The organism is Phormidium pseudopriestleyi FRX01 (genome assembly GCF_017313335.1).
Lineage (GTDB): Bacteria > Cyanobacteriota > Cyanobacteriia > Cyanobacteriales > Laspinemataceae > Laspinema > Laspinema pseudopriestleyi.
Genome location: NZ_JAFLQW010000062.1, coordinates 1 through 14,176, shown reverse-complemented (window position 1 = coordinate 14,176; position 14,176 = coordinate 1). Strand labels below are relative to the sequence as shown.

The 14,176-nt window shown below is 49.4% G+C and carries 12 protein-coding genes and 2 pseudogenes; 11 read left to right on the top strand and 3 right to left on the bottom strand.

Going from position 1 to position 14,176, the window contains the following annotated elements:
• Positions 1-319 (top strand): annotated as a pseudogene (locus J0895_RS02630) (hypothetical protein); the annotation flags it as partial.
• A 207-nt stretch (positions 320-526) separates the two neighbouring features.
• On the opposite strand, the gene priA reads toward J0895_RS02630, so the two are convergent.
• Positions 527-3,097 (bottom strand): primosomal protein N', encoded by a 2,571-nt coding sequence (priA, locus tag J0895_RS02625; protein ID WP_207086585.1) that lies wholly within the window; start codon positions 3,095-3,097, stop codon positions 527-529.
• Between the two features lie 209 nt (positions 3,098-3,306).
• Here priA and J0895_RS02620 point away from each other — a divergent pair, with 209 nt between their 5' ends.
• The 4 genes and pseudogenes from J0895_RS02620 to J0895_RS02605 form a co-directional block, all read left to right on the top strand.
• The gene (locus J0895_RS02620) at positions 3,307-3,822 is read left to right on the top strand and encodes a GUN4 domain-containing protein (protein ID WP_207086583.1); all 516 of its coding nucleotides are present in this window, start codon (positions 3,307-3,309) and stop codon (positions 3,820-3,822) included.
• Positions 3,823-3,871: 49 nt separating this feature from the next.
• Positions 3,872-4,360 (top strand): GNAT family N-acetyltransferase, encoded by a 489-nt coding sequence (locus J0895_RS02615; protein WP_207086582.1) that lies wholly within the window; start codon positions 3,872-3,874, stop codon positions 4,358-4,360.
• 73 nt (positions 4,361-4,433) lie between these two features.
• Complete coding sequence (locus tag J0895_RS02610; protein ID WP_207086581.1) at positions 4,434-5,870, top strand: cyclic-phosphate processing receiver domain-containing protein; 1,437 nt, start codon at positions 4,434-4,436, stop codon at positions 5,868-5,870.
• Positions 5,871-6,009: 139 nt separating this feature from the next.
• Positions 6,010-6,201: pseudogene (locus J0895_RS02605) on the top strand (ATP-binding protein); the annotation flags it as partial.
• A gap of 226 nt (positions 6,202-6,427) precedes the next feature.
• Here J0895_RS02605 and J0895_RS02600 read toward each other — a convergent pair.
• Positions 6,428-6,553, bottom strand: a complete 126-nt coding sequence (locus J0895_RS02600; RefSeq protein ID WP_207086580.1) for a photosystem II protein Y — start codon at positions 6,551-6,553, stop codon at positions 6,428-6,430.
• Positions 6,554-6,816: 263 nt separating this feature from the next.
• Positions 6,817-7,374, bottom strand: coding sequence for a gamma carbonic anhydrase family protein (locus J0895_RS02595; protein WP_207086579.1), 558 nt, complete (start codon positions 7,372-7,374; stop codon positions 6,817-6,819).
• Between the two features lie 121 nt (positions 7,375-7,495).
• Here J0895_RS02595 and J0895_RS02590 point away from each other — a divergent pair, with 121 nt between their 5' ends.
• The 6 genes from J0895_RS02590 (at position 7,496) to J0895_RS02565 (ending at position 13,551) form a co-directional block, all read left to right on the top strand.
• Complete coding sequence (locus J0895_RS02590; RefSeq protein WP_207086578.1) at positions 7,496-8,005, top strand: TIGR02652 family protein; 510 nt, start codon at positions 7,496-7,498, stop codon at positions 8,003-8,005.
• A 20-nt stretch (positions 8,006-8,025) separates the two neighbouring features.
• Positions 8,026-8,460 (top strand): VOC family protein, encoded by a 435-nt coding sequence (locus J0895_RS02585; protein ID WP_207086577.1) that lies wholly within the window; start codon positions 8,026-8,028, stop codon positions 8,458-8,460.
• A 104-nt stretch (positions 8,461-8,564) separates the two neighbouring features.
• Positions 8,565-9,086 (top strand): plastocyanin/azurin family copper-binding protein, encoded by a 522-nt coding sequence (locus tag J0895_RS02580; RefSeq protein ID WP_207086576.1) that lies wholly within the window; start codon positions 8,565-8,567, stop codon positions 9,084-9,086.
• 491 nt (positions 9,087-9,577) lie between these two features.
• A complete protein-coding gene (gene map, locus J0895_RS02575; RefSeq protein ID WP_207086575.1) occupies positions 9,578-10,411 on the top strand; it encodes a type I methionyl aminopeptidase in 834 nt (277 codons plus the stop codon).
• 344 nt (positions 10,412-10,755) lie between these two features.
• Positions 10,756-11,679 carry a UbiA family prenyltransferase gene (locus J0895_RS02570; protein ID WP_207086574.1) on the top strand — a complete coding sequence of 308 codons (924 nt, stop codon included), beginning with the start codon at positions 10,756-10,758 and terminating at the stop codon, positions 11,677-11,679.
• Positions 11,680-12,144: 465 nt separating this feature from the next.
• The gene (locus tag J0895_RS02565) at positions 12,145-13,551 is read left to right on the top strand and encodes an amidase (RefSeq protein WP_207086584.1); all 1,407 of its coding nucleotides are present in this window, start codon (positions 12,145-12,147) and stop codon (positions 13,549-13,551) included.
• Positions 13,552-14,176: the final 625 nt, after the last annotated feature.

The window sequence follows — 14,176 nt, the reverse complement described above, 5'->3', positions numbered from 1 at the left end:
TCCAGGGACGACTCCAGGGACAACTCCCGGAGGTACGATGATGCTCCCTCCTCCGACGACGACACCGGGTACAACAACAACACCGGGTACAACAACAACACCGGGTACAACAACAACACCGGGTAGTACCACCATTATCGAGCGTACCGATACAGAAACAACGACGACCCCAGGGACAACCCGTTCGGCAACTCAAAGTGTCCGAACCCGCGATCGCACCACGAATTGGGGACTGTTGGGATTACCTGGACTCATCGGTTTAGCGGGTTTGGCGAATGCGTGGCGTCGTAATCGCCGACCCGCAGTTCCCTCTCGTTAAAAATTCGGGATAAGCAGGGCGTAGCAGTTCTATGTTCTAGTATAAAATAAACGACTGAAGTCGTTTCTCCCTTTTGTAGTAACGACTTCAGTCGTTAATTCCGATTCAAGGAACTAGAACAATAATAGCGAGCAAGATGCTCGCACTCCAAAAGATAGAATTAACGACTGAAGTCATTTCCCCTGTTTGTAGTAACGACTTCAGTCGTTAATTCAGATTCAAGGGATCGACATCGATCGCCAAACTAATCTCACGGGGACAGCGCGATCGCAACTCCTCCAACATCGGCAACTCCACCCGAATATTCGGGGGAAACTTCAGTAAGATTTGCCAACGATAGCGATCGGCAACCCGCAAAATCGGTGCCGGTGCCGGTCCCAACAACTCATATCCTCGGGTAAGATAGGCATCCGGTCCTCCCAGTACCTGCGCTAACTCCACCGCAGTATCCTCCACCGTCCAATCATCCCTCCCAGAAATTCTTAACAAAATCAACCGTCCATAAGGAGGATAACTCAACGCCTCTCGCTGTTCCAACTCCTGTTGAATAAAACTGTTATACTCCTGCTTTTGCACCGCCTGAATCACCGGATGTTCCGGGGAATAGGTTTGTAAAATCGCCCGTCCCGGTTCATCCCCTCGACCCGCACGACCCGCCACCTGAGTTAACATTTGAAATGCTCGTTCCGATGCTCTAAAATCAGCTAAATTTAATAATCCATCCGCTGCCACCACCCCAACTAACGTCACTTGAGGTAAATCTAACCCTTTCGTCAGCATTTGGGTTCCCAGCAAAATATCCGCTTCCCCATTCCCAAACTGTGACAATAATATCCGATGTGCGTCTTTCGTGCGAGTCGTATCACTATCAAATCGGATCACGCGCAAGTCGGGAAACTGCCGCGCCAATTCCTGCATGACCCGCTGAGTGCCACTGCCGAAGCGCCGAAAGTAGGGAGAGTCACATTCAGGACAGCGTTCCGGGGGATGACGGGTATAACTGCAATAATGACAGCGCAGAAATTCGGTCCCGCCTTCTTGAAATTGGTGATAGGAGAGGGACACATCGCAGTGGGGACATTCCATCACATACCCGCAACTGCGACAAGACACAAAGGTACTATGTCCCCGGCGATGGATAAATAATATCCCTTGTCGTCCGGTTTCTCGGAGGGTACTTAATTCTTGTTGGAGGGATTCGCTAAACAGAGAACGGTTCCCTTTGCGTAATTCCTGGCGCATATCCACGACTTCCACTGGCGGCATGGGTCGAGATTCGATGCGTTCGGGTAAGCGGAGATAATGGGTGCGATCGCCCTTGTTGGGATTGAGGGCAATGTCTACCCAAGTTTCTAAAGACGGGGTGGCAGAACCCAGAATCAGGGGACAATTGGATAATTCGGCGCGCCATTGGGCGACAGTTCTGGCATGATAGGTGGGGGCGGGTTGGTCTTGTTTGTAACTGTCGTCGTATTCTTCATCTAAGATAATTAGGCCGAGGTTGGGCAACGGGGCGAAAATGGCCGATCGCGTTCCGATCGCAATTTGGGGGGTGTCTGTGAGCATTTGTCGCCAAGTGTCGTACCGTTCACCCTGGGATAGCGCACTGTGATAAACCACCACTTTATCCCCAAATCTCGCTTGAAAGCGATCGCACAATTGAGGCGTCAGTCCAATTTCCGGAACCAGCACAATCGCCGATTTCCCTTGTGCTAATATCGGGGCGATCGCCTGTAAATAAACCTCAGTTTTTCCCGAACCTGTCACCCCATGCAGCAACACTCGGGCATATCCGTCTATCTGATTAATCGCCTCTAGTGCCTGTTGCTGATAGGAATTCAAAATTTTAGGCGAGTCAGGAGTTTGGGTGGGTTGCCCTGGCGATCGCAATGCTTCGCGATCGTAAATTTCCACGCACCCTTTTTCCGCCAACTTTTTCACCACCGCCGAACTCGTCTGACAGATTTTCAGCAACTCCGCCATCCACAGTTCCCCACCCCGTCGCCTTAGCACTTGCAGCACTTCTCCCTGGCGCTTGCTCAAATCTGGGGGAAAATAACTAGCAATCAGGGTAACTGCTTGTTGGAGTTTCGGCGCCGGGCGACTGCCTGCCTCATAGTAACTTTCCACCCACCCCCGTTTTTTTAACTCCTTTAACCCCGAATTTGCTCCCGGTTTAACTTTACTGCGAATATATTGTAATGTATAGTTGCCAGTCCCAGAAGATTGTAAAAGTTCCAGGATTTTTTGGGCAGCGATGGTTTTCAGAAATTCCTTCCCCCCTGCTGGAATCTTGTCGGTGAGGCGAATTCGGTGTTGCGATCGGGCAAATAATCCCGGAGGCATCGCTGCCCGAATCACTCGCACTAAGGGAGTATAATAATATTCTGCTACCCGTTCCAGCAGTTGCCAATAATGTCGGGCAAAAAAGCCAGAAACCACCACATCTTCAATCTCTTTAACCTTATCTCGGGGCAAATCTGCGGGTAATTGATCCGTAAACCGGATGGCGATCGCCCCTAACTGTTGCGATCCAAATGGCACACTCAGAATATCCCCCGGTTGCACCGTTAACCCCGGTGGCACTCGATAGGTAAATAATTTCAGGGGTTCTTCTGCCAACGAAGTTTCAGAAGCGGGAGAGTCCACCAACACCTCAATCCAAGGCCCTTGAGGTTCCGGGTTTGCCCCTGGTGTTTCCCCGATCGCATCATAACCACCCCCCGGTTCCGCAACCAGGCGGGGCGATAAAGTGTCCCAGGGGATATCGTATTGCATCATTCACTCACACCAGTTATGCTACCCAATTGTAGCGGGTCTTGAGAAAGAAACCCAGCCGTTTCGTTACATTGTAGGATAATAAACACCCCTGGGTCTCTCTGTGAACTCTGCTTTGTTGTATTTTAAATCATGAATGAACCCATCCCCTTAAGTTTTTCTTGCCTCATCCTGTGGTATCAATTTCATCTCCCGGTTGCCGAATAACAATGCCAGATTCACTCATCATTGGGACCGTCAATTATACGCAACTGCGCGAATTTTTAAACGCGGGAGAATGGGAACGTGGCGATCGCGAAACCGGGCGCATTCTGTTAGAAATTGCCCAAACCTTACGAGTTGGGGAGTCCCTTTCCAAAACAGATACTCAATGGCTGAACCGTCTGGATTATCTCACAGAAGACGATAGTTTAAACCTTCCCTGTGCCCATTTATGCCTGATTGATCGCCTGTGGATGGACTATAGCGAGGGTCACTTTGGATTCACGATTCAGTCCCAGATTTGGCAGCAACAGCAGCAGGATTATGCCCAATTTGCCCAAACCGTGGGATGGGCAGTCTCAGGGGGGATAGAATGGCGCAGTTATGCTGACCTAATCTTTGATTTAAGCGCACCTGCGGGACATTTACCGGCAAAGCCATTTTACACCGAGGAGGGTTTAGGGGTGGGATGGGCGGGAAATTTGGCATCTCGCTTGGATGACTGTCAAGGGCCGGATTTTTGAGCCAGTTTCCCAGGGGGATATAATAATCCCACAATACTCTCCCGAAATTATGTCCGAAACCTGCTCTGAAATCCGAATTCGTTCTGCCACTGCCGATGATGTGGCACAAATCTTTGAGTTAATTTGCGCCCTTGCTGCTTATGAGAAGCTATCCGATGCGGTTACCGGCAATCCCCAGGCACTGCATGAGCATTTGTTTGGCGATCGCCCTTACGCCGAAGCATTGATTGCGGAATATTCTGGGACAGTTGTGGGATTTGCCCTCTTTTTCTATAATTATTCTACATTTCTAACCAAGCCCGGTTTATATTTAGAAGACCTGTTTGTATTGCCCGACTATCGCGGTAGAGGGATTGGCAAATCCCTAATTGAGGAACTGGCAAAATTGGCAGTCGATCGCGGTTGTGGACGGATGGAGTGGTCGGTATTGGATTGGAATGAACCTGCGATCGCCTTCTATCGTCGCTTGGGGGCCGAAATTCTCCCCGACTGGCGCATCTGTCGTCTGAGTGGAGAGGCCCTGGTCAATAGAGGGTGATGCTCCTGATAGGTTAGACCCCTGCGGGGGAATAATCCCTAATAAGGGAAAATCAATTGAGGGGAGAGAGGGGATGTATGAAATCATTGCAATTTTAGAAGATGACCCCGGGCGCATTCAGGCAATGGAAAAGCGTCTCAAAGAGTCATTTCCGGATTATTCGTCGATTTTTTTTAATAATGCCCCTGATATTATAGCCTGGTTAAAAGGCCACCTGCATGAGTGCCTTTTGCTCAGTCTTGACCATGATTTGGGCCCGAGTTGGGAACGCAGCGGCCAACTGTTTGATCCAGGAATTGGTCGGGACGTGGTGGATTACCTCATCACACAATTGCCGCAATGTCCAATCATTCTCCACACCTCCAATAGTGATGCCGAAATAGGCATGGAAATGTCGCTGAAGGGGGCAAATTGGCACTATGAAAGGGTTATTCCCAATCACTCCCTAGATGCGATGGATTCTTGGGATTGGATTGATTCAAATTGGGCCGATACCCTGAAACGGTTAATCCAATCCAGGGGTAAAAATAGCTCAAATTCTCTCAATGAGCGCCTCAAAGATAAGTGTCATCAAGCGGACCCGCATACCAAGCCATCATCGCGGATGATTATTGTTTTAGATGATACCCCAGAAGCCCAAAATTTAATCAGCGATCGCCTGGGTGAAGTCTTTCCCGGTTGGTCCTGCGGGGTTTTCAAAAATTCCTTAGAATTAATGGCCTGGGTGTCGCGCAATACCCCTCAATTTAACCGCCTCAATCGAGCCAAAACTATTGTGATTTTAGAGAATAATAAAAAGCGGATTGAGCGAATGCGTCATCATTTGGAACAGATGTTTCCAAACGAATGCCTGTTATTTTTTGATAATGCTCCTGAGCTTTTATCCTGGCTGAAAGTACATTTTAAAAAATGCTTTCTTATCAGCTTAAATTATGATTTAGGTCCGAGTTGGACCCGTCAAGACAAAGGTTTTGACCCAGGGGATGGTCGAGAGGTGGTTGATTATTTAGCGACCCAAACGCCTCTATGCCCGCTAATTTTTCATACCTCGAATAAAGAAGCGGAAATTGGCATGGAAATGGGATTAATAGAGACCCATTGGATTTTTGAACGAGTGACGGCTTCCCCGGATTTAAAATGGATCGAAAAAACCTGGTTACCCCTAGTCAGTTTACTGTTAAAACCTATTGACCATACTCAATTGAGTGAATCTGATATTCCCTCCACTCATGCCCGATGGGAGTTGTTTAATCATTTTGCTTTGACCTTCAATGGCTATGAATCCTGGGAGTCTGTAGAGGAATGCATAAAAATAGGCGATCGCTGTACGAAAGATTACAAAAAAAAGCAGATTCTTCCGCAGTCATTCCAGGAACTTCGCACAGCCTTATTAATGGCGAGAAACCACTGGCGACGGCATAATATGGAACCCGATGATGAAGGAATGAGTTACATTCAGGCGATCGCTCAACGCCTCCGTGACAAAGTTCGCGCCCAGCATCAGGAGTGAATTAGGAACCGAACCGGGAAATTTGGCCCAGGGACAGAGAATCAACTCTGGCAATTTATAGCCCAACAAGGGTTGTCCCGTCCAGAATACCTCGATGAATTACTCCTTGATTCCCTAAAATTTCTTAAACTGGGGATAGTTCGAGCGCTTTCAACAGGTTGATAGTTCCGACTCCCGCGCTCATGGAGGGACCGGCTTAGGTTTAGCCATTTGTGAAAAAATTGTCCAACAGCATGGCGGGCGGACTTGGGCCGAAAGTACCCTGGGTCAAGGGAGTACATTTTCATTGACCATCCAACTACCCGCACCTATCCCCCAGACTGATGTTTAAGGCGATCGCCACCAGAAAAAAGCCCCCAAACCTTAGCTCAGTGGCTTCAGTTCAGGTGCTTTTAAATTAGTTTTGTGTTTGCGTTTGCGTGATTGGCAGTCCAAGCTGCTGGGTCGAAATGACCCATGAATCCCTCTTCAAGTTCCACAAGGACTCCCACGAGCTCAAGGGAAAAAACGACTCCGAAAGAGGGAAGTATCCACTGCTGGTCCCCGGGTGAACTCGATTAGGCTTGTTTGTTCAAAAAGTTTTGAATCTGTGCGATCGCCACTTTACCAACATTGAACAGCGCCCAACTTCCAGCGCCAATGATTGGTAACAGAACAATAAGTACGCGCCAGTCAAAATCCATAGTGAATTCCCCTTTTCTTTAAATTCTTAACTTATTTTCCGAGTTCTACTGACATTTTGCAATCAATTGGCTCACTTGAACAGCCCTTTTGACAGATTTTGCTCAAATTGGCCCAGGAAACCGTCAGACCCCTGAAAACTCAGGGATGGACCCCAGCCCATCCCTAGCAGAGATTAGAAACCGGGTTTCTTGACCCAAATGCTGATGAGTAGCCACAAATTGGGCCAGAAACCCGGTTTCTTGTCCTGAACTGTACCAGACTCCTAGGAATCCGCCACCCTAAAGCCCAGATCCGTCCCCTTGCCAGCATGAACCAACGCCAACTGCTCATAGCGCCTTGCGTGTTCAATCAATTCAGCCGCTTCCGCTTCCGAAACGGTACGCAGGGGTTTAGCCGGAATACCCACCACCAGAGTATAAGGCGGAACATCCTTCGTCACGACTGCCCCAGCCCCGATCGTACTCCCGGTCCCGACGCGCACCCCATCCATCACCACCGCACCAATCCCCACCAAACAGCCGCGTTCAATATAGGCCCCATGCACCACCGCCCGATGTCCCACCGTCACCGAGTCTTCTAAAACTGTCAGTTTTCCGGGGTCTCCATGCAAAACCGCCCCATCTTGAATATTGCTACTTGCGCCAATGATAATTTTTTCCACATCACCGCGCACCACCGCACCGTACCAGATACTCGCCCCGGGACCCACCTCCACCCAGCCCATCACCGTCGCATTCGGAGCAACAAAGGCGGCAAGAGACAGATCCGGCACCGGCCAATAATTCGAGGAGACCCTGAGAGGTTGATTGAGATTTGTCACAATTTAGCTTGCCTTATTTTAAGGAATTGCCATAAATTGTAAGCAATATCCAGGTCTCCCTAGCTATAATAAAGCCAAAATCCCTGGCGCACCTAACCCAAGCAAGTTGGCCCCAAATAGCATGATCAATTTAGCTTCGCAGTATCCTATCTTCGGCCCAGAGATTCAGTGTCCCCATTGTCGTCAGACAATCCCGGCACTGACTCTGACGGATACTTATTTGTGTCAGCGACATGGTGCATTTGAGGCTAACCCGACTACAGGGGAACTGATTCACCTCCAGTCTGGACGGCATTGGCGTCAGTGGAATCAGGAGTGGTATCGCCAACATACCCATCCCGATGGGATTCGCTTTGAAATCCATGAAGCCCTCGATCGCCTCTACACCAAAGGTTATCGTGCAACTCAAGTAATTATCGCCCAACGCTATCAGAACCTAATCGGCTCCTACCTAGAACGCAGTTCTCCTTGGCGGGGTCAGCCGGATTCGGCAAAACTGCGACTCTATGGGTTACCTGTGGAATTCAGCCCCGAGGCGGCGGTGGAACCCTGTTGGGAGGTGATTAATTTTGAGCTAGAAAAGGAACCGGGGGTTCCCATCCGCTATCCTTATTTCCGATTGTTTGAGTAACTCCATCTAGGGCAGGAAAGATGCACCACGTTTCGATCCGGACTGCGAATATTCATCGGGCGATCGCCTTTTATTCCCTGCTGGGTTTTACCGTTTGCGAACGCTTTACCGCAGGCATTACCCTCGCCTGTTGGATGTCCGGCTTAAATGGACGCATTGAACTGATTCAAATTCCTGAACCTCGCCCTGCTGCTGATGCCTTTGGGGATGAGCATTACACCGGCTATTATCATCTATCCTTTGATTTGACCGACTCCACCCCAGATCTACCCAGTTGGTTAGAACAGTTGCAACAGCGGGTTTTGGATGCTACCAAGTCCAACCCAGAGTTATCCCCCTTGAAGGTATTGCTGGAACCCACTCAGCAACAAATCGGCGATCGCCTCTACGAAGTCGCCTTCATTGCCGATACCGATGGACTCCCCTTAGAATTTATCCGAGTTATGAAACCCTAGTCCCCTAAGAATTCGGTTGTGGAGTCAATCCGTTTCATCCTGCTGAGGGATTCACCTGGGATGATACATTCGGGAAGGAAACGTTCGCAATTTTCCTCAAAACTATGACAGTCCTCCCCATCATGAGATCGCCTTTAAAGCTATTCCTACGTCTTCTATGGCAAACGCTGTTCTCCCTGCTGCTGAGTCTGGGCCTCGGATTCGGTTGGTTGGGGTCCCCCGTTCTGGCCGATGCCATTCCTTCCGCTACTCTGGCGGCTCAATCCGTCACTGAAATTAAAGTCAGTTTAGGCAATCCGGCTAATGAACTGAAGTTTATTCCCGATCGCCTCGATTTTGTGGCCGGAAAGCAATATAAATTAGTCCTGGACAATCCCAGTCCCCAAAAACATTATTTCACGGCTAAAGATTTTGCCGATGCCAGTTATTCGAGCAAAGTCGAAGCAGGAAAGGTGGAAATTAAAGGGGCGATTCATGAACTTGAACTGAAACCCACCGCTGTGGCGGAATGGATCTTAACCCCCATCAAACCTGGGACATATCAGTTGCGCTGCACGATTCCGGGTCACGCGGAAGCGGGTATGACGGGTACGATTACGATCACGGCTGGAGCGCAATCGGTATAAATGACTAGAACAGTCCTAAATCAGTTGTGGAATGCCCTCACCCCCAACCCCTCTCCCAAAGGGGGAGAGGGGAGCAGGAGAGGGCATAAATCTTTAGGATTGCTATAGAATAGGTAAAGGGTCTGGAGTGACCCTTTACCCCAGAACGCTTTGGGGAATTGGTGAATAATCTGTTAACTTAGATAAAGATTCCTAGAGAGCATCTCAATTTTGAAAAGAGACCTAACCCCCCAGCCCCCGGACCACCCCTCCCCGGCCCTCCCCTAAGAGGAGAGGGAGGTATAAGGAATGAATGTCTTTGCTGTACGGGGGAGAAAGACGTTAATTCCCCCCCTCCCCTTGCAGGGGAGGGGGCTCGGGGGAGAGGTCAGATCGGTTTTTAGGCAAAATTGAGATGCTCCCGATTCCTAGATGCACAAGGGCGATCGCCGACTGGCGCAACGCTTCCTCTTATTTATTGATGTCCATATCCTAGTTACTTATCCCAATAGATGAACATTCTTTCTAATCTACTGCCTCAGCCCGTCAGTCAATCGAGTGCCAAAAAACAGCAACGCCGGGGGATTGAACTCAAGTCGAAGCGTGAAATCGAGATCATGCGTCAGGCATCGAAAATTGTCGCTACGGTCCTCAAAGAAATTTCTGAAACCGTCGAACCGGGAATGACCACCGCTGATTTAGATGCTTATGCAGAAAAACGCATCCGGGAAATGGGGGCCACTCCGAGTTTTAAAGGGTATCATGGATTTCCCGCTTCGATTTGCGCCAGCGTTAATCAAGAAGTGGTGCATGGAATTCCCAATAAGAAGAAGGTACTCTGTCTTGGGGATGTCCTCAAGGTCGATACCGGCGCTTATTTTGAGGGATTTCATGGGGATTCTTGCATTACGATCGCCGTGGGTGGGGAAACTTCTGCAGAGGGGGCCCACTTGATTCGGGCAGCAGAAGAGTCGCTTTATAAGGGCATTGAACAAGTTAAGGCGGGGAATTACTTGCTGGATATTGCCGGTGCGATCGAGGATTGCGTGAAGGCAAATGGGTTTAGTGTGGTGGAAGATTTCACGGGTCATGGTGTGGGCCGAAATCTTCATGAAGAACCGTCGGTGTTTAATTTCCGGACTCGGGAAATGCCGAATGTCAAACTGCGTGCGGGGATGACCTTGGCGATCGAGCCAATTGTGAATCAGGGTTCACGCCACACGAAGATTTTATCGGATAAATGGACGGCGGTGACGGTGGATAATTCATTGTCGGCTCAGTTCGAGCATACGGTATTGGTGACTGAGCAGGGTTATGAGATTTTAACCGATCGCACCAAGGTATAGTTCTTCGGTAAGACTTGCCTCCTCCAGTCGGATGGAGGCTATTTTTTTTGCGATCGCCCCTGACCCTCCCGGGTGACACGCACTGGTGAATCTTTAACTCTCTTCAAACCCATCTAAAGATTAACAAGATTGTAAATACAGATACTGCCTTGAAAAATTTTATCGAGTATGGTATAGTATTATGACTTCTGTGTTCAAAAAAATTTAAGATCCCCCGAGAAACCAAACCAATGGGAAGGTGATATAATCCGTTAATAATGATAGGCGATCGCTGAGTTCGTTCAAACCGAGCTTCAGCATCTTAGAGTATAGCATCTCGCTCAATTCAATAATAATTAGGGTGTATGGGGGAAAAAGCGATTGTGCAAGCTAAACTGCTAGGAAACTGGAACTGGAGCATCCGATGGGCACAAATGGTGAGGCGCGAGTTCTTGGTGAACTGGTTATTCATCAAAAGTGAGATATGGGTCGGAGTTGTCCCCGGATTGATTTTTCTATGTGTTGCCTGGAATTCGCAAGAATCGCCACCAGGAGAATTCCTGCCGGTCTTAGCCTGGGGAACACTGTATTTCTTTTTCTATACTTATACATTTTGTGTAGCAAACCAAATGATGGGGGTGGTGGGCGATCGCATTAACCAACGCGATCGCCCGCTGTGCCGGGGACTGATTTCCTACCGGGGAACCAAGTGGCGCTGGATTGCCAGCATGGTAGGCTTTTCGGTGGTGGGATGGCAGTTAGGGGTTTTTGAATGGACTCTGCTCTGGCAACTTTGTATCATTGCTCTCACGTTTGGGCGATTGGGGTTAGAGTGGCCCACGAAACACTTCTTTTTGGGACTTGGAGCGATCGCTCAAATGGCAGCAGCATGGCAGGCAGTCGCCTCGATTAACCTAGTCCAGGGGACTTGGATCTTATTGGTCGCGATTCTTTGTAGCGCCGTTATCGGCATTCAAGACCTGAGTGATCTGGAGGGAGATGTGGCAACGGGGGTGAATACATTTGCGGTAACTTTTGGCAATGTGGGCAGCCGAGTTATCCTTTGTATAGGTTTTTTGCTGTTGCCTTTAGCGATTCATGTGGGACTGCTGATGCCTGCGGGTTTCAACAACCATCTACTGCCCTGGGCGATCGCCCAAGCCCTCGCCAGTTGGGGCGTAGCGGTGCGGGTAATTCTCTATCGCTCGTCCACTGCCGACCGTGACACCTACTTACTGGCTTTAGCTTGGTATTATATCGTTTTAGGGAGTGCAAGCGCTGCATTTTAGTCAGATTCAACACTCATAAGACCTCTAAAACAGTCAAGAGCGATCGCCAATAATCGGCGATCATTTTTTTGCATATCATCGGGAAACATCCCGATTCCCTAAGAGAAAAAAGAGCCATTTTCTGGTCGTTGTTGAAGGGAAATTCCCCGAAATCAGAATCGGGTCTGATTCATTCAAAATTCCTGGAAATGTTTACAGATTCACCCCACCGAGTAGAGTCCCCCCAGATCCCCGGTGAAAACCCAATGTGGCATTCCCCGTTCAAGAGGCGATCGCCAACAGTGACGATTGATAAAGTGTCTACTTCAATCCACTCCTTGGGGAATCCAGATTGTAAGGTAAATCATGAGAGCACGCTTGGCAACAATCAAAGCTAAATTGGATAGGTTGCCTCAACGACCCCGCGCCGAAGGAGTGCTCGATGACAAGATAGAGAACAAGAAGGCGATCGCAAAAGAAGCAACCATGAATAAACAGGATTTAGCATTTACACCAGCTTTGGAACAAGCGCAACTAATTCGGACCAAACAACTCTCCCCTTTAGAACTAACCCAGCTTTATTTAGAACGCATCGAAACCTTAGATTCCAAGCTGGGTAGCTATTTTACCGTTACCTCAGAATTAGCCTTAGCCGATGCCAAAGCCAAAACGGAACAACTCGCCACAACAGATCCGAATACCCTTCCCCCATTCTTTGGCATCCCCATTTCCATCAAGGACCTCACCGCTGTAGCGGATATGCCCTGTAGCTATGGCGTGGCGGCCCTGCGGTCCAAATTACCCAGTCACGATCGCGCAGTAGTTACCCGTATCAAACAAGGGGGATTTGTCCTCTTGGGTAAAACCGCTACATCCCAATTAGGTAGCCTTCCCTTCACCGAACCCGCAGGATTTCCACCCGCCCGCAATCCTTGGAATTTAGACTATACCCCAGGGGGGTCCAGTGGAGGAGCCGCTGCCGCCCTCAGTGCAGGATTATGCGCGATCGCCCAAGCATCCGATGGCGGGGGTTCCCTCCGGGGTCCCGCCGCTTGCTGTGGATTAGTCGGCATCAAACCCGCCAGAGGTCGAGTCTCCCTAGCGCCCTTGGGGGATTGCGTCAATGGATTACTCACTCATGGGGCGCTCACCCGCACCGTTGCCGATGCCGCTGCCATGCTGGACCTGATTTCCGGTTATGTTCCCGGAGACCCTTACTGGCTTCCTGACCCCAACCCGTCCTTTCTCGCTCATGCCACAGCCAAAACCGTCAAACCCTTGCGGATAGCCTTTGCCACCAAGCTTGAGCCGATAGGGGAAGCGGCCCCCGAATGTCAGCAGGCGGTCCTAGACACGGTACACCGCTTGGAAGAGATGGGACACCAACTTGAACAAATTTCCCTAGATTTAACAGAGTTACTCGCACCCCTCACCGCCATGTGGGTGAGTGGAGTGTCCTTTTCCGGGATGCCTAAAGAGATTCTGCAACCGATCAATCAGTGGTTTTTAGAGCGCGGACAACAGGTAACGAGCGGTCAATACTTGCAAGCTGTAGCCCAGATGCAAATCTTTTCTCGGCGGATTGTAGCCTACTTGGAGCAATATGACGCCCTAGTATTGCCGGTATTTATGAGTCCGACGATTCGAGTCGGAGAATGGGCGAATCTCAGTCCTGAAGAGATTTTGCACAAGAGTTTTGAATGGGTAGCTCCCTGTCCCTTGTTTAATGCTACAGGTCAACCGGCGATCGTTATCCCCGCCGGATTTTCCTCCGGTTTACCCGTAGGGGTCCAGCTTGTGGGCCGTCCGGCAGGAGAAGCCCCCCTCTTTACCTTAGCCGCTCAACTAGAAGCGGCTCACCCTTGGATTCAGTACCGCCCTCCCGTCGCCTAGGATATCGGTATAGTCTGGAATTTGTCCCTTTGTGCTTCATCCTAAAAAACTCCCTCCGTAATCGGAGAAAGCAGCGTTGAATCCTGATTTAATTAGGATTCAACGCTGCTGTAATTTTAACTATAGCAATCCTAAATGATTTATGACATCTTCAGATCCCCTCTCCCCCTTTGGGCCGCCGACGAGAAAGGGGTGAGGGTATTCCACAACTGAGTTAGGACTGCTATATACTGCCCTAGAATCCTGTTGGAATCCTCCCTTGGAGGGATTTAAAGCCCATGTAATTTGGTAGAAGAAATGGTAAAAATTCAATCGATTAAAGTCAAATATTGGGGTTTAATTTTTGGATAAGTTTTTTGGAAAAAAGCCCAGAGGAAAAGAAGTGAATCCTTGTTTTGAGCCTGGGTGTAAAATTGAGTGGGGGATCGGAAAAGCTGAGGCTAATTTCTTGGTTTTTATTCCCTTTGGATAAGGGGTTTTCTCCGAGAAAAGGTTAGCGATCGCCCGGGTGGAGAGAACAATCCGGACCGGCGATCGGCTTTAGCAAAGGGTTTGCCGGGGCAATGAAGTGAACCCCTGGATTCAAGTCTACTCCCACGGGCGATCGCCACTCAGGACTCGGTGA